This window comes from Glutamicibacter sp. NPDC127525, from assembly GCF_042672105.1.
GTDB lineage: Bacteria > Actinomycetota > Actinomycetes > Actinomycetales > Micrococcaceae > Glutamicibacter.
The window spans coordinates 158,028-177,079 of the sequence record NZ_JBHXVN010000001.1 but is presented as its reverse complement, the minus strand read 5'-3'; the positions used below and the strand labels follow the sequence as shown (position 1 = coordinate 177,079).

The 19,052-nt window shown below is 60.3% G+C and carries 20 protein-coding genes and 2 tRNA genes; 7 read left to right on the top strand and 15 right to left on the bottom strand.

Annotated elements, in window-relative coordinates:
* Positions 1–87 precede the first annotated feature (87 nt).
* Both ACFVHU_RS00760 and ACFVHU_RS00755 read left to right on the top strand, forming a co-directional pair.
* Positions 88–1,668 carry a hypothetical protein gene (locus tag ACFVHU_RS00760; RefSeq protein ID WP_388021929.1) on the top strand — a complete coding sequence of 527 codons (1,581 nt, stop codon included), beginning with the start codon at positions 88–90 and terminating at the stop codon, positions 1,666–1,668.
* Positions 1,665–2,186: an NUDIX hydrolase gene (locus ACFVHU_RS00755; protein WP_388021927.1), complete on the top strand. Its 522-nt coding sequence runs from the start codon at positions 1,665–1,667 to the stop codon at positions 2,184–2,186. Before ACFVHU_RS00760 ends, ACFVHU_RS00755 begins: the two co-directional genes overlap by 4 nt.
* 94 nt (positions 2,187–2,280) lie before the next feature.
* Here the strand turns inward: ACFVHU_RS00755 and gndA are convergent, their stop codons facing one another.
* Complete coding sequence (gene gndA, locus ACFVHU_RS00750) at positions 2,281–3,720, bottom strand: NADP-dependent phosphogluconate dehydrogenase (RefSeq protein WP_105657765.1); 1,440 nt, start codon at positions 3,718–3,720, stop codon at positions 2,281–2,283.
* A gap of 208 nt (positions 3,721–3,928) precedes the next feature.
* On the opposite strand from gndA, the gene ACFVHU_RS00745 reads away from it, so the two are divergent.
* Positions 3,929–4,663, top strand: a complete 735-nt coding sequence (locus tag ACFVHU_RS00745) for a FadR/GntR family transcriptional regulator (RefSeq protein ID WP_133833421.1) — start codon at positions 3,929–3,931, stop codon at positions 4,661–4,663.
* 90 nt (positions 4,664–4,753) lie between these two features.
* On the opposite strand, the gene ACFVHU_RS00740 is transcribed toward ACFVHU_RS00745, so the two are convergent.
* Positions 4,754–6,169 carry a GntP family permease gene (locus ACFVHU_RS00740; protein WP_332504551.1) on the bottom strand — a complete coding sequence of 472 codons (1,416 nt, stop codon included), beginning with the start codon at positions 6,167–6,169 and terminating at the stop codon, positions 4,754–4,756.
* 67 nt (positions 6,170–6,236) lie between these two features.
* Positions 6,237–6,743, bottom strand: coding sequence for a gluconokinase (locus tag ACFVHU_RS00735; RefSeq protein WP_105661221.1), 507 nt, complete (start codon positions 6,741–6,743; stop codon positions 6,237–6,239).
* A 322-nt stretch (positions 6,744–7,065) separates the two neighbouring features.
* On the opposite strand from ACFVHU_RS00735, the gene ACFVHU_RS00730 reads away from it, so the two are divergent.
* Entirely contained in the window at positions 7,066–7,326 is a 261-nt protein-coding gene (locus tag ACFVHU_RS00730) for a GlsB/YeaQ/YmgE family stress response membrane protein (protein ID WP_105657761.1), read from the top strand.
* 93 nt (positions 7,327–7,419) lie between these two features.
* On the opposite strand, the gene ACFVHU_RS00725 is transcribed toward ACFVHU_RS00730, so the two are convergent.
* Positions 7,420–8,352: a zeta toxin family protein gene (locus tag ACFVHU_RS00725; protein ID WP_388021923.1), complete on the bottom strand. Its 933-nt coding sequence runs from the start codon at positions 8,350–8,352 to the stop codon at positions 7,420–7,422.
* Positions 8,353–8,463: 111 nt separating this feature from the next.
* On the opposite strand from ACFVHU_RS00725, the gene ACFVHU_RS00720 reads away from it, so the two are divergent.
* Positions 8,464–9,153, top strand: a complete 690-nt coding sequence (locus tag ACFVHU_RS00720; protein ID WP_181148856.1) for a hemolysin III family protein — start codon at positions 8,464–8,466, stop codon at positions 9,151–9,153.
* Positions 9,154–9,234: 81 nt separating this feature from the next.
* Here ACFVHU_RS00720 and ACFVHU_RS00715 read toward each other — a convergent pair whose 3' ends face one another.
* The 3 genes from ACFVHU_RS00715 to ACFVHU_RS00705 all read right to left on the bottom strand — a co-directional run bounded on the left by ACFVHU_RS00715 (position 9,235) and on the right by ACFVHU_RS00705 (position 12,408).
* Positions 9,235–10,509, bottom strand: coding sequence for an MFS transporter (locus ACFVHU_RS00715; RefSeq protein WP_388021921.1), 1,275 nt, complete (start codon positions 10,507–10,509; stop codon positions 9,235–9,237).
* Complete coding sequence (argE, locus tag ACFVHU_RS00710) at positions 10,506–11,675, bottom strand: acetylornithine deacetylase (RefSeq protein WP_388021919.1); 1,170 nt, start codon at positions 11,673–11,675, stop codon at positions 10,506–10,508. The genes ACFVHU_RS00715 and argE overlap by 4 nt, the downstream gene beginning before the upstream one ends.
* Before the next feature lie 91 nt (positions 11,676–11,766).
* Complete coding sequence (locus ACFVHU_RS00705; RefSeq protein ID WP_388021917.1) at positions 11,767–12,408, bottom strand: TetR/AcrR family transcriptional regulator; 642 nt, start codon at positions 12,406–12,408, stop codon at positions 11,767–11,769.
* Positions 12,409–12,502: 94 nt separating this feature from the next.
* Between ACFVHU_RS00705 and ACFVHU_RS00700 the strand changes: the two genes are divergently transcribed.
* On the top strand, positions 12,503–13,735 hold the full coding sequence (locus tag ACFVHU_RS00700; protein ID WP_388021915.1) for a glycosyltransferase: 1,233 nt from the start codon (positions 12,503–12,505) through the stop codon (positions 13,733–13,735).
* A 66-nt stretch (positions 13,736–13,801) separates the two neighbouring features.
* Entirely contained in the window at positions 13,802–15,028 is a 1,227-nt protein-coding gene (locus ACFVHU_RS00695) for a methyltransferase (protein ID WP_388021913.1), read from the top strand.
* Positions 15,029–15,114: 86 nt separating this feature from the next.
* Here ACFVHU_RS00695 and ACFVHU_RS00690 read toward each other — a convergent pair whose 3' ends face one another.
* The 8 genes from ACFVHU_RS00690 to ACFVHU_RS00655 form a co-directional block, all read right to left on the bottom strand.
* Positions 15,115–15,309 (bottom strand): CsbD family protein, encoded by a 195-nt coding sequence (locus ACFVHU_RS00690; protein WP_105657755.1) that lies wholly within the window; start codon positions 15,307–15,309, stop codon positions 15,115–15,117.
* 161 nt (positions 15,310–15,470) lie between these two features.
* On the bottom strand, positions 15,471–15,764 hold the full coding sequence (locus ACFVHU_RS00685) for a transcriptional regulator (RefSeq protein WP_388021910.1): 294 nt from the start codon (positions 15,762–15,764) through the stop codon (positions 15,471–15,473).
* Complete coding sequence (locus ACFVHU_RS00680; RefSeq protein ID WP_388021908.1) at positions 15,751–16,251, bottom strand: hypothetical protein; 501 nt, start codon at positions 16,249–16,251, stop codon at positions 15,751–15,753. Before ACFVHU_RS00680 ends, ACFVHU_RS00685 begins: the two co-directional genes overlap by 14 nt.
* 108 nt (positions 16,252–16,359) lie before the next feature.
* Positions 16,360–16,968 (bottom strand): class I SAM-dependent methyltransferase, encoded by a 609-nt coding sequence (locus ACFVHU_RS00675; RefSeq protein WP_388021906.1) that lies wholly within the window; start codon positions 16,966–16,968, stop codon positions 16,360–16,362.
* Between the two features lie 112 nt (positions 16,969–17,080).
* Positions 17,081–17,156: transfer RNA gene (locus ACFVHU_RS00670), tRNA-Val, on the bottom strand.
* A gap of 662 nt (positions 17,157–17,818) precedes the next feature.
* Positions 17,819–17,894, bottom strand: a tRNA-Val gene (locus tag ACFVHU_RS00665).
* A 115-nt stretch (positions 17,895–18,009) separates the two neighbouring features.
* The gene (locus ACFVHU_RS00660) at positions 18,010–18,462 is read right to left on the bottom strand and encodes a redoxin domain-containing protein (protein ID WP_388021904.1); all 453 of its coding nucleotides are present in this window, start codon (positions 18,460–18,462) and stop codon (positions 18,010–18,012) included.
* On the bottom strand, positions 18,462–18,878 hold the full coding sequence (locus tag ACFVHU_RS00655; RefSeq protein WP_105657750.1) for a DUF3052 domain-containing protein: 417 nt from the start codon (positions 18,876–18,878) through the stop codon (positions 18,462–18,464). The genes ACFVHU_RS00660 and ACFVHU_RS00655 overlap by 1 nt, the downstream gene beginning before the upstream one ends.
* Positions 18,879–19,052 lie beyond the last annotated feature (174 nt).

Below are 19,052 nucleotides of genomic sequence, written 5' to 3'. Positions count from 1 at the left end.
ATATTATTCTCTCAAATAGTGATTTTCCGTGCGACAGCGATAATCTTTCTTAGGTCAGCTTCTATGACTTAAGAATGAGGTTCCCAGATGGCATCTTTGAATGATCAGAATCAAAAGATCAGCATTTTCAATTTTGATCCTGTCGAACAGAATAAGTTGTGGCTCCAGCTTGGTCCTGCACGCGCTCGAAAACTATTGGTCGGAGTTCTCCGAACTGCACTATTGCTTGGTAAATCCGTTGAGCTTGATCGCAATCAGGTTTTCGAAGGTGTCTTTTTTACCAGCATGACCCCCGATAAACTTCGCTGGCACCTTGGCCTAGAACCTGATTCCGCCATCCCCCTCAGCATTCGACTACTACCCACGAAAGTTATTGCGCCTCTTACACCTGGTCCGTGGCAGCTTTCTAAAGACGGTATGGCTTGGGGCGTAGACCTCGAAGTCGAAAAATGTATTCGCGCCAACCTGTTAGCTGTACAAAACACTGACAGGGCTTCGTCGCCCCTAATTGCCCTGACCGACGGTAAATACGATGGCAGTTCAATACACGAGTCCGCCTCTGAGCACTCATCATCAGGAGCTACCAGCACCGATAAATACAAACTGTCTGACGTAACGGTCATGCCCCAGCACATTTGGAAACAGTATGACCTTGAAGTCGCCCGCGATCTACGTGACAAGGCGCGCGAATCCTGGATGCTTGAAATGTTAAGCGGTCGCATCGCTGTACGCACGCCGGAAGAATTTGAAGAAGATATACGAGGCATTGGCCCTGCCCTAGAGTTGAACCCCAAGCCCAACACTGACAATCGAACTGTCAAGCAACTGGTTGAATTGCTGATGAAACTTGAGTATACCGATGAGGCTAAACGCAAGGCATCGATACAATGCACCACAACTCACAGCGGCTTAGACTGCAAGCTGCATCATGTAACGACGAGATCTCTAATTACGAGATGGCTCGACGGTGAGACTATCAAAGAGTTCTCGATCGAACACCTCCCAGTAAATCTACGAGGAGCCGAATTTGTCGCCCATCGAAGTGCGGCCCTCGCTTGGTGGACCAAGGCGTACTATTCATGGATTACTAGCAGAGACAAGACAACATTACTGACCTTGTCAGGGGTTTTGCAGTCGCCAACTGGATTCCCCGAAGGTCAGGCACAAGAAGAGGAACGTGCATGGCAATTAATCCCTACCAAGGTCGGCTTCTGGAAACGAATCGGCAAGGTAATGTCTTCACGCTACAAGTCCTCTGCTTCGAAGAACTTGACCCTCGGTGGTCAAGTCGTTGACGAGCTTGCAAGCTTTACACCTGAGCAATATTCTCGCGTGCGCGCCGCCTTCGAAAGCAGAACTGAAAGACAACGAACGACTAAGTGGAATAACTCGCTCAACGAACTATCGCTAGCCGTAATTGAGCACGGACATGACGAAACTCCAAGAAAGACAAAAATCAATCGTGCTATTTTCAGAACACTGTTGCTGACATCACTGGCTGCGCTAATTTTCCTTATTGAAGAGGGAATTATTAGGCTTCCTGGATCAGGATGGTTCGTCGTCGCCCTAGTTTTATCGGGTCTCACCGCCATACCTTGGGGCGAGTTCGCCGCTCTTACCCGCATGTACGATTCATCTAAGCTCCTACAAATTGAGAAGGCACAGTGACCAATCAAGACGCATGGAGAACCGTCTGGACTTCGCCAAACGAACGACTCATCGTGCAGGCACGCGATGAAAAACAATGGGTCCGGCATCGCTTCGTTTCTAATGGCGAAGGCAACGGTGCGGTGGTAGTGGCAATCAATGACGGAAAGATACTTTTCGTGCAAGCCCCGCGTCCAGTTATTAGCAAAACGCTATGGGAACTTCCCCGTGGCCAAGCAGATAACATCGATAAATCGCCTGAAGAAACTGCTCGTCGAGAATTTGAGGAAGAAACGGGTTTGCTCGTCAGCGCCCTGAATGCGTTAGGCCTGGTTTATCCGGATAGTGGCCTATGCGGCGATGCGGTCAACGTAGTGATGGCCAGCGTCGATTCACCCGACGATGCCGTCGAAAGTGAATACGAAACGCTTGCTTGGTTATCGCCAGCAGAAATCCATCAAGAAATATCAGCGGGCCACATCCGCGACGGCATCTCTCTTTCCGCATTGATGTTGGCGCAGTCGAAAAAGCTAATCTGAAAGTTCTGGCCACCGAAATAACTGAAGCCTGCAAGCACTCTTGTACTTGCAGGCTTCAGCTTTAACTGGAGCTAACCACTTCTAACCCAAATTCTTAGTGGGTGTCCTCGGCAGCGATTTCGGTACGGTCACCGCTCCACTGCGTGTGGAAGGTGCCTTCCTTGTCGGTGCGGCGGTAGGTGTGCGCACCGAAGTAGTCGCGCAGGCCCTGGGTCAGGGCTGCTGGCAGACGGTCGCGGCGCAGGCCATCGTAGTAGGCCAGCGACGAGGAGAACACTGGTGCAGGGATGCCCAGCTGGACAGCAACGGAAACCACGCGGCGCCATGCTGGAACTGCCTTGTTGATGGCTTCAGCGAAAGCCGGAGCGAACAGCAGGTTCGAAGGCTTCTCGCCTGCCGAGTAGGCAGCGGTGATGTCCTTGAGCAGGGCTGCACGGATGATGCAGCCTTCACGCCACAGGCCAGCGATCTCGTCGAGCTTCAGGTCCCAGTTGTATTCGCCGGCAGCCGAAGTGAGCATGTCGAGGCCCTGCGCGTAGGAGACGAGCTTCGAAGCGAACAGCGCCTGGCGCACGTCCTCGACGAAGTTCTCCGGCAAGGTGACCTCGGCGGTTTCGCCGGTCAGCACCTTCTGGCCCACGGCGCGGATATCGCGCTGCGAGGAAAGGGAGCGGGCGAAGACCGACTCGGCGATGGCCGAAACAGGCGAGCCCATATCCAGGCCGGACTGCACGGTCCAACGGCCGGTGCCCTTCTGGCCTGCGGAGTCCTGGATGACGTCGACCAGCGGCTTGCCGGTGGAAGCATCGACGTGGCCGAGCACTTCAGCGGTGATCTCGATCAGGAAGCTGGACAGTTCGCCCTGGTTCCATTCGTTGAAGATCTCCGACTGCTTGGCTGGCTCGATGCCGGCGGCGCTGCGCATCAGATCGTAGGCTTCGCCGATGACCTGCATGTCGGCATATTCGATGCCGTTGTGGACCATCTTCACGAAGTGGCCGGCACCGTCGGTGGAGATCCAAGCGCAGCACGGTGCGCCGTCGTCGGCCTTGGCCGAGATCTTCTCCAGCATCGGGCCCAGCGACTTGTAGGATTCAGCGGAACCGCCGGGCATGATCGATGGGCCGAGCAGTGCGCCCTCTTCGCCACCGGAAACGCCGATGCCCACGAAGTGCAGGCCCTTTTCAGCCAGGGCAGCTTCGCGGCGGCGGGTGTCGGTGTAGTGCGAGTTGCCGGCGTCGATGACCACGTCGCCCTCTTCGAGCAGCGGCACCAGCTGGTCGATGACCGAGTCCACTGGACCACCGGCCTTGACCATGATCAGCACGCGGCGCGGGGTTTCGAGGTTTGCTACCAGCTCTTCCAGGCTTTCGGTGCGAATGAAATCGCCCTCATCGCCATGTGCTTCAAGCAGCGCATCGGTCTTGCCGACCGAGCGGTTGTGCAGGGCGACGGTGTATCCGTTGCGAGCGAAGTTACGGGCAAGGTTTGCGCCCATGACGGCCAGACCTGTGACACCAATCTGTGCAGGCATAAAAATAAGTCTCCATCGATTACGGGGAGTTGAACCGCCAAGCAGAGACCGGATGAGTCACGATCCCTGTTCACGGCCACGTGACCTTTCCATCCTACAAGGGCGACGCCCGTGTTTTACAGAGGATCGCGTAAATTAAAGCATATTTATTTCGCGGATCGACTCGCCATAGTCTGATTTGGCGCAAGTCATTGGCTAAACTGACCCCATGGCAACTAGTCTGCACGCTCATGTGGTTGAGCACCTCGGCTCTCGCATTATCAGCGGGCAAATTCCGCGCGGCTCCATTATCCTCGCCGCCGACCTCGAGCAGAAGCTCCAGGTCTCGCGTTCGGTGATCCGTGAAGCGATCCGCGTTCTGGCCCAATGCGGCTTAGTCACCAGCACCAAGCGCGTGGGCATCCGCGTGCTGGGAGCGGAGCGCTGGAACCCCTACGACGATCATGTCATCCGCTGGCGGCTGGCCAGCGACCAGAAGGGCGCACAGCTGCGCTCGCTGACCGAGCTGCGCATTTCCGTAGAGCCGATGGCCGCGGAACTGGCGGCCGAGTTCGCCCCCGAAGCGATGCGCAAGGAGCTGATGATGCTCTCGGCGCAGATGAACCATTACGGGCGCCAAGGCGATTTGCGACGTTTCCTGGAACTGGATGTCCGATTCCACGCTGTGGTGCTGGCCGCCTCCGGCAATGAGATGTTTGCGAACCTCTCCACCCCGATCGGTGCGATTTTGCGCGGTCGTACCGAATTGGGCCTGATGCCTGAACGCCCGCACGAGGAAGCGTTGCTCTGGCACCAGTCGGTCGCCGATGCCATCTCCAATTCGGACTCCGCCAGCGCGCGGAAGAACATGGAAAGCATCATGCGCCGGACGCACAACGAGATCTGCAGCCTCTGGGACGGCGCGCCGCGCTTGTTCGTGGACCCGGCCAAGAGCTCCCAGTAACCCGGCGTTCCCTTCTTAAATGCGAATCCGCCGGGGCAGCGATCTGCATCGCTGCCCCGGCGGATTTTTTGTCCTTCTAGCTGCCCTTGGTTAGGCCAGCGCGGTCGCCAGGCCGTAGAGCACCATGACGCAGGCGAAGCCGACCACCGATACCAGCGCCTGGCCAACGGTCCAGACCTTCAAGGTGGTTGGCACATCGATGTCCAGGAAGCGCGAGATCAGCCAGAAGCCGGAGTCGTTGACGTGGCCGGCGAAGACCGAGCCTGCTGCCAGCGCCAGCACCATGGCGGCGACCTGGAATGCGGTCAGCGAGGCATCCGCCAGCACAGCCGGCTGGACGATGGCGGCCGCGGTGGTCAGCGCTACTGTTGCCGAGCCCTGGGCCAGTCGGACGATGGCCGCGATCAGGAAGCCGGCGACAATCAGCGGCATGCCCACCGATTCAAGCGAGGTGGCAATGGCGTTGCCGATGCCGCTGGCACGCAGCACTCCGCCGAACATGCCACCAGCACCGGTGATCAGGATGATCGAGCAGACCGGGCCCAGCGCGGAGTCCACGATGGTCTCGGTCAGGGTCTTGTCCTTGCCCTTGCGGAAGCCCAGAAGGAACATTCCCAGCAGCACGGTGATCAGCAGGGCCACCGGAGTTTCACCCAGCAGGCGCAGCCAGCGCACCCAGGAGGTCTCCGGGTCCACGACGCCGGCGGAGCCGAGCATGTTCAGACCCGTGTTCATGAAGATCAGCAGCAGCGGGAGCAGCAGCAGGCTGAACACCGTGCCCACGGAAGGAGAGGACTTGAACTCGTCCTTCGATGCGCCGTTGCCCAGTGCGGCATCCAGGATATTCGGTACCGGGATGTTGAACTTCTTGCCGACAAACTTTCCAAAGAGATGGCCCGCAACGAACCACGTTGGAATCGCGACGACCAGGCCGAGCACCAGCACGAGCCCGACATTGGCTTCCAGCAGGCCGGAGGCGGCCACTGGGCCCGGGTGCGGCGGAACGAAGACGTGCATCACCGAGAATGCGGTGGCCGATGGGATGGCGTAGAGCAGCAGCGAGCCGCCCAAGCGGCGGGCCACGGTGAAGATGATCGGCAGCATGACTACCAGCCCGGCATCGAAGAAGATCGGGAAGCCGAAGAGCAGCGACGCAACCGACAACGCCAGCGGTGCGCGCTTCTCGCCGAACTTGGAGATCAGCCAGCTGGTCATCACATCGGCGCCGCCACTGGTTTCCAGCATGCGTCCGAGCATTGCGCCAAGGCCGACCAGCAAGGCCACACTGGCCAAGGTGGATCCGAAGCCGCTGGTCAGCGTGGTAATGACCGATTCAGCAGGGATGCCGGAGGCGACCGCGGTCAGCAAGCTGGTGAGCACCAGTGCGAGGAACGCGTGGACGCGGAAGCGGATAATCAGCACCAGCAGCAGCGCTACCGCACCGACCGCCAGCATCAGGAGCCCGGGCGTACTTAACGTCCAGTTCAGTTCAAGCTCAGTTGTCATTGTCTTCCTTGATCAATGGGGGGCTTCATGCCATGGGTGGTCTGTGGATTGCTGCCAGCGCACTGCGCTAGGACAGTTTAGCGATCAGCTGTCGAACGATGTCCTCGGGGCTATCGGCAATATCGGCGCTGAGCACTGGCTCGTCCGCATCTGGGGCCTCCAGCGTGGCCAGCTGGCTGTCGAGCAGGCTGGTGGGCATGTACTCGTGCGAGCGCGCGTTCATCCGATCGCGAATCAGGGTCGGAACACCGGTGAGGTGGATGAAGATCGTTGCTGGCTCCAAGCTGAGGATGAGATCCCGGTAGCTGCGCTTGAGTGCGGAACAGGCGATAACCAGCGGCGCTTGGTGCCGATTGCTTTCGGCCAGTTTGGCGCCGATCAGCTGCAGCCACGGCTCGCGGTCAGCGTCATCCAGAGACTGTCCGCCGGCCATTTTTTCCTTGTTGGCCTTGGGGTGCAGGTTGTCGCCATCAATGAATTCATGATGCAGCTGATCAGCCAGCATCTTTCCGATGGTGGTCTTGCCGCTGCCCGAGACACCCATTACAACAAGGGGCGGGACCTGTTCACTCATCCATTTACTCCGTCGTACGTGAACCTAATATATGACTTATCTTGTAGCCAAAGTCATAAAGTATGATTTAACTAGAGTAGGAGCGGCAGCGGACGCTGTCAACAGGTTGCACCTGGTTCACCAGGAGGATTCTGCAAAACATGTGGCCAGATGGGGAATTCCCGGATCAATTGGCCCGAGGTTCAAGCATGGCTTGAACCTAGCCTTTGAAAATGCTGAATTTCTTCGAGGTCGTTGTAGAACCCCAGCTCAATGCCATGTACTCTCGGTTTTTAAGTGGATCGAACCCGACCACTGCACAGTCTGACCATTGGAGCGAATCATGGGATTCATTGGATGGATAGTTTTGGGCTTGATTGCCGGAGCGATCGCAAAGGCCATTCTGCCCGGCAAGCAAGGTGGCGGCTGGATCGCTACCCTGATTCTCGGCGTCGTAGGCGCCCTTCTCGGAGGCTGGATCGGAAGTGCTATCTTCGGTGAGGGCGTGGATGAGTTCTTCTCGATCTCAAGTTGGCTTCTTGCCATCGGTGGCGCCCTGATCGTCTTGGTCATTTGGGGCTTCATCACCAAACGACGGGCATAACGCACCTCCCGAGGGACCATTGTCCTGCGGATCTTGAATTCCCGCCGAGCAACAGTACCAACTGCTGCTCGGCGGGTTCTTCTCTTGCCTTGGCTACTTCACCCGCAGCAGCTCAGAGCCCACGGATTCCCTGCGCAATTCGAAAAGCAGAAGGCTCCCCTCAGTGTCCGCGGCTTCCCCAAGCGCGGTATGGAACACCTTGAAGCTGAGTACCGCGGGGCAGTTGCGTGCGAACATCTGGGCCACGGCGGCTGGCCGGGACCGCTGGCCCGGGGCGTCGAAGACCATATCGGTAAATCCTTCGGGAACCCAGCGTGCACCAAGGTTGTCGTCGCCATCCAGGGAAGCTTCCTGCTGCTTTTCCCAGCGTTCAACGATCCGTTCTTCCGAGACATCCTGCGGCGCATACGCCTCCACGATCTGAATCTCGTATCCGGCCTCCTGCAGTTGAGCTGCCAGCTTCTGCGCTGAATCCTCGGACGCAAGGACCTTGTCGATGACGACATTCAGTCCTTGCTCGAAGCATGCGGCACGCAGGTTCTCGCTGAGCATGGAAGATTCCTCATGCACCAGGCTCGCCATGTCCATCGGGAAGAACTGCTCACCGCGCTTCTCGCGCTCTTTGACTTCCCGAGGCTTGAAGAATCCTTCGTAGGTTCCGTCTTCTTGCGCTTCGCGCATCAGGTTCGCCTTGAATTCATCGGCATCGATCACCACATAGTGATCCTCATGACCGCCAAGCAGTTCGCGCAGCAGGCTGCTCTTGCCGGCTCCCGGAGCTCCGGCAAGCACAACAGCTTGGCGCTGCGCTTTGGCGCTGCCCGATGCCCGCAGTTCCTGGTCGATCAGCCGCCGATGCAACTGATCACGTTCCCCGATCGCCTTCCACGAACCCGGGCCCACTTCTTCGAACCAGTCAGGGTTGCGCACGGAGATGAACGGTGAATCATTGGCCAGCACTTCTCCGGGCTCATTGAGTTGAGCAATAGTCTTCAGGTGGTCGGTGATTTCTTGGTCATCTGCCATATTCGAATCCTAATCGGGAATTATCGCGATGCCCCCCACAGCGCGCTGACAGCCGGTTATCGTATAGTTCGATGTTGGGCCCAGCGCCCGCGCACGACATTAAGGAGACCCATGGCTACCGCACCGCTACCATCTGCAGGCAAAGGCCGAGCGGGGCGAACCTTTGCGCACATCGGCACCGAGCGCACTCGCTGGCGCGGGCTGATCCACGCCTGGTCCACCCCGGGCATCATCATCATGAGCCTGGTGCTGGTCGTGCTGGCTAACGGACGCTTGGCGGAATGGACCACCGCGGTCTTCGCGCTCTGCTCGATCCTGCTCTTTGGCACCTCGGCGCTTTACCATCGTGGCAACTGGACCGACAAGGTGATGGGCCTCTTCCGCAGGGCCGACCATGCGAACATCTTCCTGCTCATTGCCGGCACCTACACTCCGGTAGCGGCATTGACCTTGCCCGGTCCGCAGGCGATCATCGTGCTGTCCGTCATCTGGGCCGGTGCACTGGCCGGAATTGCCATCAAGTCATTCTGGCCCGCGGCACCCCGCTGGGTTGGAGTCAGCCTCTACATCCTGCTCGGGTGGGGCGCTTTGATGCAGTTGCCAGCGTTCTGGGCCGCGAACCCCGCGGTGATGATCCTGATTCTCGCTGGTGGCCTGGCCTATACGATCGGCGCGGTTTTCTACGCCACCAAACGGCCAAATCCGTTGCCGAGCATTTTCGGATTCCACGAGCTCTTCCATGCCTGCACCGTCATGGCCTTCCTGTGCCACTGGACGGCTGTGCTTCTGGTGGCTCTGTAAGCGCGCACCCGCTGGAAAAAGCGATCGCCGCAAGCTCCACGAGGAAGCTTGCGGCGATCTTTGGCTGAATCCCAGGCTGGACTAGCGCTGGCCGTAGCGCTTTCGCACGACCACGAGGCCGATCAGCGAAATCACGGCAATTGCCATGTAGTACAGGCTCGGTGCATCCAGCGACCCGGTCAGGTCCAGCAGCCAAGTCAGTACCAGCGGGGCAATTCCGCCCAAAAGGGTCACGCCCACGTTGTAGGCCACCGACAGGCCCGAACCCCGGATGGCAGCCGGGAAGAGGTTGGAGAGCAACGCCGGCAGCGGACCGAAGTAGAAGGACATGATCACGCCGAGAACCGCGATCACGATCACCATCACGATCACGCTCGGGTTCGAGGTCATCAGCTTGAACAGCGGATAGGCCAGCACGAACGCCGCGACCGCGGCGTAGGTCATCACCCGGGCCGGGCCAATGCGGTCAGCCAGATGGCCCACCAGCGGGACGCCGCACAATGTGATGATGCCCGCCGAGATGCCGCCCAGGAAAGCCGCTTCGGCAGGGATCTTCAGGTTCGTGACGGCGAAGGTCGGCATGTACAGGATCATGTACACCGAAATCGTGGCCACGCCAATGGTAGCCGCCGCGGCCAGCAGGCGGCCGTAGTGCTGGGTGAACAGCGTGCCCAGTGGCGATTTCTCCTTGGCGGCGGAAACGAACTCGTCGGTCTCATCCAGCTTGGCGCGGATATACAGGCCCACCGGCCCGATCAGCAGGCCAACGAAGAACGGCACGCGCCAGCCCCAGCTCTCCAGGGCTTCCTGGCTCAGGCCGGTGGTCAGGAAGTAGCCGAAGGCAGAAGCCAGCAGCATGGATGCACCCTGGCTGGCGACCTGCCACGAAGAGTAGAACGCCTTCTTGTGCGGTGCGGTTTCAATCAGGAATGCGGTGGCCGTGCCGAACTCGCCACCGGCAGAGAAGCCCTGGATCATGCGCGAGAGCAGGATGATCAAGGCACCGGCTACGCCCGCGACCTCGTAGGGCGGCGCCACGGCCATGATCAGCGTACCGAGCATCATCAGGCCCAGCGTGAGCGTCAGCGCGTTCTTGCGTCCCTTGCGGTCGGCGTAGCTGCCCAGCACCATGCCGCCCAGGGGGCGGATCAGGTAGGAAATCGCGAAGGTGGCGAAGGTGAGAATCAGCGCGAACGTGCCGTCCGATTCCGGATAGAACACCTTGGCAATGGTGGTCGCGAAGGTGGCATAGACAATGATGTCGAACCATTCCAGCGCCGCGCCAATGGAACTGGAAATGACCGCCTTGCGGGCTTTGACGATCTGCTCGGGTGTCGCCTTCACCTCTGCGCTCACGAGCTGACCTGCGCAATCAGCGAATCGATGAAGTTCTCGCACGCCACGATCTGCTCCAGCTCGATGTATTCGTCCGGAGCGTGGGCCTGGGCGATATCGCCAGGACCGCACACCACGGTGGGGATGCCGGCCGCGGCGAACAGCCCGGCCTCCGTGCCATAGGTGACCTTTTCATCGGTGGCAATGGCGCCGCAGGCGGCCGCGAAGGACACGATCTCTTCCTCCGCAGCGGTATCCAGTCCCGGAGCGCCCGCCTGCTGGGAGAACTCCACGGAGCAGCTCGGGTTCTGCTCGCGCATCTGGGCTTCCAGCTTGGCCGCTTCATCGCGCAAGCGCGCGGTCAGCGCCTCGCGGTCCACCACCGCGAGCGAGCGGTACTCGAAGAACACCACCGCCTGCGAGGGAATGGTGTTCACCGCGATGCCGCCGTCGAACTTGTTCACGTTCATGGTGGTGGTCGGTTCGATGAATGCTTCATCGCGCGGGCCATGGTTGCGCAGCTCGGCCGAAACCTCCTCGACGAAATTCGCGAAGCGCAGCGCATAGGAAATGGCGTTGACTCCCTCGGATGGCAGCGAGGAGTGCGCTGCGACGCCGTTGAATTCGGCGCGGAAAACGTTCATCGACTTGTGGCCGCGGATCGCCCGCATGCTCGATGGCTCCCCCACGAAGCATCCGCGAGGCGCCAGCTTCTCGTCAACAATTCTCTGCACCAGCGACACCGCGCCGACGCAGCCGACTTCTTCGTCGTAGGACAGCGCCAGGTGGATTGGTTCGGCAAGTTCTGCGGCGGTGAACTGGTCCAGCTTGGCCAGGATCACTCCGAGGAAGCCCTTCATGTCGCAGGTGCCGCGGCCATAGAGCTTGTCTGCGCGCACCTGGGCGTCGAATGGATCGCTGCTCCATTTCTGCCCGTCCACTGGCACCACGTCGGTGTGCCCGGAAAGCACAATGCCGCCGGTGCGGGTTCCATCGGCGGCGGGGATGGTGGCCAGCAGGTTGGCCTTGGTGCCCTCTTCGTTGTGGATCAGCTGGGAGCTGATGCCATAGGCGTCCAGCTTCTTCACGACATTCCCGATCAGCGCAAGGTTGCTGTCGCGGCTGGTGGTGTCCACGGCGATGAGCTCGTGGATTTCTTTCATGCTTGCTTCGCTGGGCGCGGGCATTTCAGCTCCTGGATCTAGGCGATGATGCTATGGATTCATGCTTCCACATTGCTCCCGCACCACCTAGAAGATGTCAAAGAATGGCCTCTGGCTAGTTGGGAATAACGCCGGCACCACGCAGATAGTGCATGATCGCGTTCACGAAGGCCTCTTGCTGGTCCACGGGCCTTGCCGCTTGGCCCAGCGCGGCCGACAGGTGGGGGTAGCGGCCTGTTTCCAGCTGGGCGAACAGCGCCGCCGGGTCATCGGGCCGCTGCTGGCTTTGCTCATTGAGCGCAAATGCTGCGGTGATGGCGTTGAGCATCGCCAGGCAATGCAGCTTGGCCCCTGCCTCCAGCCCGCTGCCTTCCAGGGCCGCTAATCCGCGTTCCAGGTAGGCCAAGGCGTTCGGCCCCATGGACGACTTGCCCATGGCCAGCGAGGGCACCCAGGGATGCCTGCGCATGATCTGTAGGCCCTGGGCGGCCAGGCCGAGAAGCTGCTGGGCAGCCGAACCTGCCAGCGATTCCAGTTCATATTCCGCGCTGATCTGCTCAACCATAAGGCCGGTGAGCTCCTCATGGGACTCAACGTAACGGTACAGGGAGGCGGCTCCTGCTCCGATCTTTGCAGCTACGGCTCTGATGGATACCGCTCCCATGCCTTCTTCATCGGCCAGCGCGATCGCCGCCTGGGCAATCTTGTCCCGGGAGTGCCGGGGCCTGGGCCCGGTGCGAGGCTGGTTGCCGGTCATCGCTCGTCCTTTCCCGCAGGGCGCATCGCGCGCCGTGCTCTGGCTGTATAGTTAACCGCGAACACTGTTCGCATTTAACTCTACAGGAGGAACCATGCGCTTGCTGATGATCGCACCGGGAACACGAGGCGATGTCGCGCCGATGGCCGGCCTCGGCCAGAAGCTGGCGCTCCATGGTTTCGATGTATCCATTGCGGCAAACCCGGCATACAAGGACCTTGCGGTTTCCGCAGGCTGCCGATTCCGGGAGCTCCCCGGCGACATGGGCGCCTTGGTCAAGCCGGCAGCTCCGGGCGCTAAGGCCAGCCCCAAGGATCTGCGCCGGTACCTCCGGGAGCTCCGGGACTATTTCGAACTGGCAGCTACCGGAACGATGGCCGCAGCCGAGCGAGGTGCCGATATCATCATGACCAATGCGGTAGCACCCTATGCCTACGACGTGGCCGAGGCCATGGGCATCCCCGCGATCGGCGCGCACCTGCAACCCATTGAACCCAGTGCAGCGTACTCGCCCATGGCTTTGGGTGCATCGCGCAGCTTCGGGCCACTGGGCAACAAGCTGCTCGGCCAGCTCTTCGCCGCTTCCAAGGCGCCCTACGACCTCCCAGCAAAGCGGGTACGCGAATCCCTGGGATTGCCCGCACGCAGCCGTGCCGCCTCCGAACGCCTTCGCCGCCAGCACCGGAGCCCCATTCTCCACGGCTTCAGTTCAGTTATCGTTCCACGGTCCGCTGATTGGCATGAGGGGATCGTCAATTGCGGGTACTGGGGGCCGCCAGCCGATCCGGCATGGACACCGTCGCAGAGGCTGCTCGACTTCATCGACGAGGGGCCGGCGCCAGTCTTCATTGGCTTCGGCAGCACGCAGGCGCTGGAACCGGACTTCATCACGGATGTTGCCCGGCGCACCGGAAGACGGACTATCGTGCAAGGGGAACCGGAAATCGACGAACCTGGCATCCTGGGCATCGGCGCGGTACCGCACCACTGGCTGTTTCCGCAGATGGCAGCCGTCGTGCACCATGCCGGGGCCGGCATCACGGCCGCTGGCCTGCGGGCAGGCGTCCCCGCAGTTCCGGTTCCAGTCTTCACCGACCAGCCGTTCTGGGCCCAGCGCATCCACCGGCTCGGCGCGGCTGCCGAGCCCATTGCCTACAAGCACTTGACTGCGCAGCGGCTCGCGTCCTCGATTACCGGAGTCCTGGCCAATGAGGACCTGGCCGATGGCGCCCGGCGAATTGCCCGGCAGCTGGCAGCCGAAACGGACAGCTCGATTCCAGTGATAAGGATCCTCGAACAGCTGGGCGCCAGGCACCGGCCCAGCTAGCCTGGCCGGGACCGGTAGAATTGGAACTCCAGCCCCTCGCAACAGAACAGCTCATGCGCGGTTGCCATGCGCTTGAGCAACGCTGATCGACAGGGCCATCCCATCGCTTCCCATTCCGCCACCGCCCCTGTGACCGTTTCCTGGGACCACGAAGGAACCAGCACCACAGCCATCTGGCTGTCCGCCAATTCCCGCCGGGCACCAGCACACATCGTGGTGGCCGATGACCGCTTGAGCGCGGATGCGGCCATGCGCCACGCGGCCCGCGGCACGGCCATGCTGTGGACCGGCGACTTCCACAACGCCAAGCAGCTGCTTGCCGCCATGGACCGGCGCATGGCGGCCGCCAACGCGGCCAAGGCCAGCAGCGCGAAGGCCAAGAAAAAGGTCCTGGATGATGCGCAGAAGTTCTACGCCATCCGGCAGGCCCGGGCCCAGCGTTCACGAATGCTGTCGCTGATCCTGGTTCCCTTGGATTTCCACGCCGAGGACGGCCTGGCCGTCCTGGACTTGCCCCGGGCGCCGATCGTCGGTCCGGCGGTGGCATTCGGCTACGAGCAGGCCGCGGACCTGGCAGGTCACCGGGCTGTGGCCAGCCTGCAGGAACTAGCTGGCATGCTCAGTGCCCACCAGTGGTTCCTGAAGGGTGTGGACGTTCCGGTACTGGGAGCGAAAATCCACCCGGCCTACGGGACGTTCATGCCCACCCGTCAGGAATATGTGGATCTGGTGGCGGTGGCTCCGCTGGAGGACCTCTCGCTGGCTTTCGACATCGGCACCGGAACCGGAGTGCTCTCGGCAGTGCTGGCCCGCCGCGGAGTCAAGCAGGTCATCGGCACCGACATCCACCAGCGCGCGGTGGACTGCGCCAACGACAACTTCGCGCGCTTGGGTATTTCCGGCGCCGCCCGTGCGCAACTGACCAGCATGTTCCCCGAAGGCCGGGCCCCGCTGGTCGTGTGCAATCCCCCGTGGCTTCCGGGCAGCGCGCCGAGCACCCTGGATGCGGCTATTTACGATCCCGAGAGCAAGATGCTGATGCAGTTCCTGCGCGGATTGCCCGGTCACCTGACCGAGAACGGCGAAGGATGGCTGATCATCTCGGATCTCGCCGAGCTGCTGGGCTTGCGTACCCGCGCGCTGCTGCTGGAGGCCATCGAGGCGGCAGGCCTTGAAGTCATCGACAAGATCGACACCGCGCCAAGGCACCACCGCGCACAGGATGCCCAGGACGTGCTGCATGCGGCCCGTTCGAAGGAAGTCACTTCATTGTGGAGGCTCAAGGCCAAGTAGCCCCGAGTGCGTTCCATGCAGAAACGGCAAAGGTGCCCGCGGTATTCGCGGGCACCTTTGCCGTTTAAGCTCCTGCGTGCCTGTTGCTACTTGTCCAGGCCGTCGCGTACGTCCTTGGCCGCATCCTTGACTGACTCGCCGGCCTGTTTGGCTTTCGCAGCGGCTTGGTCCTTTACGCCTTCAGCCTGCAGGCGTTCATTGCCGGTCGCATCGCCTACGGATTTCTTGGCCTTGCCCGAAACTTCTTGCGCCTTATTCTGGATCTTATCGCCTAGGCCCATTGGAAAATCTCCTTCTGCAGTTGATTCGTCAGCGTACCTTCTCCAGCCTAATGGGCCGCCCAGATGATTCACCTGTCCCGGGCCTCTGCATTAGCTGGCAGATTTTCCCGGTTCCTCCCCGGCTGCGCAATTGCGTGTATCCTTGCACGTTCGTCCGGCGATCACACCGCATCCAGCAGTGCGCGAAGCTGTTCCCTGTACTCTTCGAAGGCGGTTCGCCCAGCGCGGGTCAAGGCAATGTAGGTCACTGGGCTGCGCCCCTCCAGGATCTTGTCCACCTTCACGTAGTCACCGTCTTCCAGCGTGCGCAAATGCGTTGCCAGATTACCCGAGGTCATCGACAGCAGGCCCTGCAGCTTGGGAAACGAGATGCTGTCCCCGGCCCGCAAGGTGTCCAGGACCGTGACGGTCCTCAGCCGTGCCTGGGCGTGGATCAGCGGGTCAAGCTCCTGCATGCCCACCCCGGATCAACGCTCCTGAGACCAGTTCCGGCTTGCTGCCGTGCAGCAGGCCCAGCACGATGAATCCCAGCCCGCCAACGGCACCGGCCAAGAGGTTCAGCGGTGCCGTCGAGGCCAGTGAGAGCAGGGCAATAGCCAGGATCCAAGCCCCGAAGAACAGCTGGACCCGATCGTTGAAGAGCACCGAGCCGGCGACCACGAGCACACCGATGACCAGGCACAGGCCGGTGATGGCTAAAGCCGCCATGCCTATTGAGCTCAGCCCCTGGGCATGCAGCCGCCATCCGAGCAGGGCGGTGATGATCAGGCCCAGGCAGAAGGTGTTGCCGTAAATCGCCCCTTGCGCCATCGAGGGACCGTTGGTCCCCGACCTGCGCTTGGCCGAATGCTCGGCGGAAATCACGATCGCGATGAGGAATGAGGCAACTGCGGTGCCGATGCCAACCGCTGCCGGCAGCAACCGCGCAGACTCGTGCCCCACCGTTTCCTGACCACGGCAGAAGCCGCAGGCCAGGGCCCTTCAAGAGCGATTGCACGTCGCATGGAAGCGAAGTGGATTTTTCCTGCAGCGCTCGGTTTGCGCATGGCGCTATTTGCGCCCGAGCACGGCCACCAGGAAATCGGCGGCAGGCAAATGGAAGTTCCAGGTCGAATAGCGTTGCTGCAGTGCCAGGCCCGCCTCCAAAGCGTCGGCCTCGAAGTCATCGAACCCGTAGCCGCGTCCCGAGCCGAAGCCGATGATCATGCGCCCGTCTGCCGCCAGATGCCCGCGCAGTTGCTGCAGCGCCGGGCGGCGTTCGGACTCGGAGAGGAAGGTGACGACATTGCCGGCAGAAACTATCAGGTCGAATTCCTGGTTCTCCCCCGCTGCGTCAGCGATGGTGAAGTCAGCCAGATTGCCGACCCGCCATTGGGCTTTGGGGTAATCTGCCCGGGCAACATCGATTAAATGCGGGTCGAGGTCCACGCCAACCACTTGGTGCCCTTGCTCGGAAAGCCAGCCGCCGATCCGCCCGGTCCCGCATCCGGCATCCAGAATTCTGCTGCCCCGGGCAACCATCGCGTCAACGGCGCGAGCTTCCCCGAAAATATCCTGGCCTTCGGCGGCAAGCGTGCGCCAGCGCTGGGCAAAATTCTGCGAGTGGTCCGGGTTCTTGCGAACGGTGGCGAGCCAAAGGTTTTCTTCTGGTGCAGTCATGCATCCAGTTTCGCACTTTCGCTGGCATTCGGCGATTGGCTGGCGCCGGCCGGGAATACGAAGAAGACCGCTTCAATCACTCTTTCCAGAGTGATTGAAGCGGTCTTCGTTTTGGTGGGCCCTACCGGGATCGAACCGATGACATTCACGGTGTAAACGTGACGCTCTACCAGCTGAGCTAAAGGCCCTCCTGCAGTGTGTGAAATCGGGAAGTTTCTTTCCTTCAGTCCTTCGCTGCAACAAGTAATAATCTAATGCATCCCGAACTGACTTGGCAAATTGAAATGGAGGTTTTCATAAAAGAGTGCCGAGCGTCACCACATCGCCTGATCTTGGAACCTACTCTCCAGTGGCGTTGCCGGCAAGTTCGAGGCTGTTCGCATGCACGGGTAATCCGCAATCGCCAGCATCGCCCCCACACCTGCTTATTCCACGCTGCACCACTGGGACCAGCGCCACCGAGGCGCGAGCTCAGTCCAGCGCGGAAGAACACGAGGCGCCTGGATCTGCGGACTTGCCCCGCAGGTGGAAGCGAAGCAGCTCGATGAGCGATAGCACGTACCAGGAAGCGGTGATCGAAGACGACGCCGCCACCCTCCACGGGGCATTGGAAAACAGCGATGCCAGATCGCTGTACCGGGTTCGCAGATTCGAAGCACCCTCCGGTGCCGCGCAAGGGCCACCGGCTCAGCCACGCTGGCTTCGGACGACAATGCCAGGAGTCCAGCGTCATCGAGGATCAAATATTCCATGAAGCCGGCACTATGGGCACCGCAGGACTTGCCCGAGTGGAAAAATCGCCTCAAGGAGACAAAAAATCCCCGATCCGAATGGATCGAGGATTCTTATTTGGTGGGCCCTACCGGGATCGAACCGATGACATTCACGGTGTAAACGTGACGCTCTACCAGCTGAGCTAAAGGCCCTTACCATGTTCGCTTTTGCAAGCCAACGAGGAATAACTCTACACAGGTTTCTGCGTCCGGGCAAATCGGTGAGCCGACTTTTTTCGTGAACTGGAGCACAGCCCATATCGGCACGCTAAACGGCGCGTTCCACTGCCGCCTTGTAATCATCAATGCTTCTTGGCTGCGTCATCTCGCTGCGGAAAATATCGCGCACTTCACCGTCAACCAGGTACAGCGTCAATCTGGCCGCGACCCCACGCTCAGGGTCAAAGGCGTCGGCCTGTTGCGCCACCGCCCCATGAGGCCAAAAATCGGCCAGCAGCTCGAAGTCCAAGCCAAGCGACTGCGCATAGTTGCGCAGGGTGAATTTATGGTCCACCGAAATGGCCACGATGCGCACCCGGTGCTGCGTGAAGAATTCGTAGTGCTCTTGGAGTGTTGCCAGTTCCGACCCGCATACCCGCGAAAATGCCCAGGGATAAAAGACAACCAGCACCCGGCCGCCAGACAGCCCGGTACTGGTTATCGTTTCGCCGTACTGATTTTCCAGCGAGAAGTCGAACAGGCGTGAACCTGTTTGAATCATTAGTTCTTCTTACGCGGGGCGAGGCGGATTGCGGACCAATCCTCCGAAACGCCTTCACTAGTAGTTACATGCAGGCCAGCGGTTGGCGCCTCCTGCTGGATAAGTGCTGGGGATACATGTCCCTCGCGGCCCTGCTTAGGAGTAAGCAACCAAACGATGCCACTCTCGTCCAGGCAGTTCAGCGCGTCCATCAATGCGTCAACTAGATCTCCATCGCCGTCGCGCCACCAGAAAATGACTGCGTCGACAACGTCATGGTCCTCTTCGGTGAGCAGCTCTGAACCAATCAGGTCCTCGATCGATTCGCGCAGATCGTAATCCACGTCATCGTCGTAACCCAGTTCCTGAATAAGGTCTTCATTAGCGAAGCCCAATTTTTTGGCGGGCTCCAAGTTTGCCGATACGGCGTCGCTCACTTCATTCCTCCTGCTGGTGCAAAGCGTTACTACCAACGAAACACGGTTTTGCCGCTCCGTTCAAGCGCTACAGCGATAACACGCCGAACAAATATAACCCACATTTCAGTGACCCGCATCATATTGACATGGCCATGAGGAAGTTAGCTCCCGTACCTAGTTGCGCAAGTCACT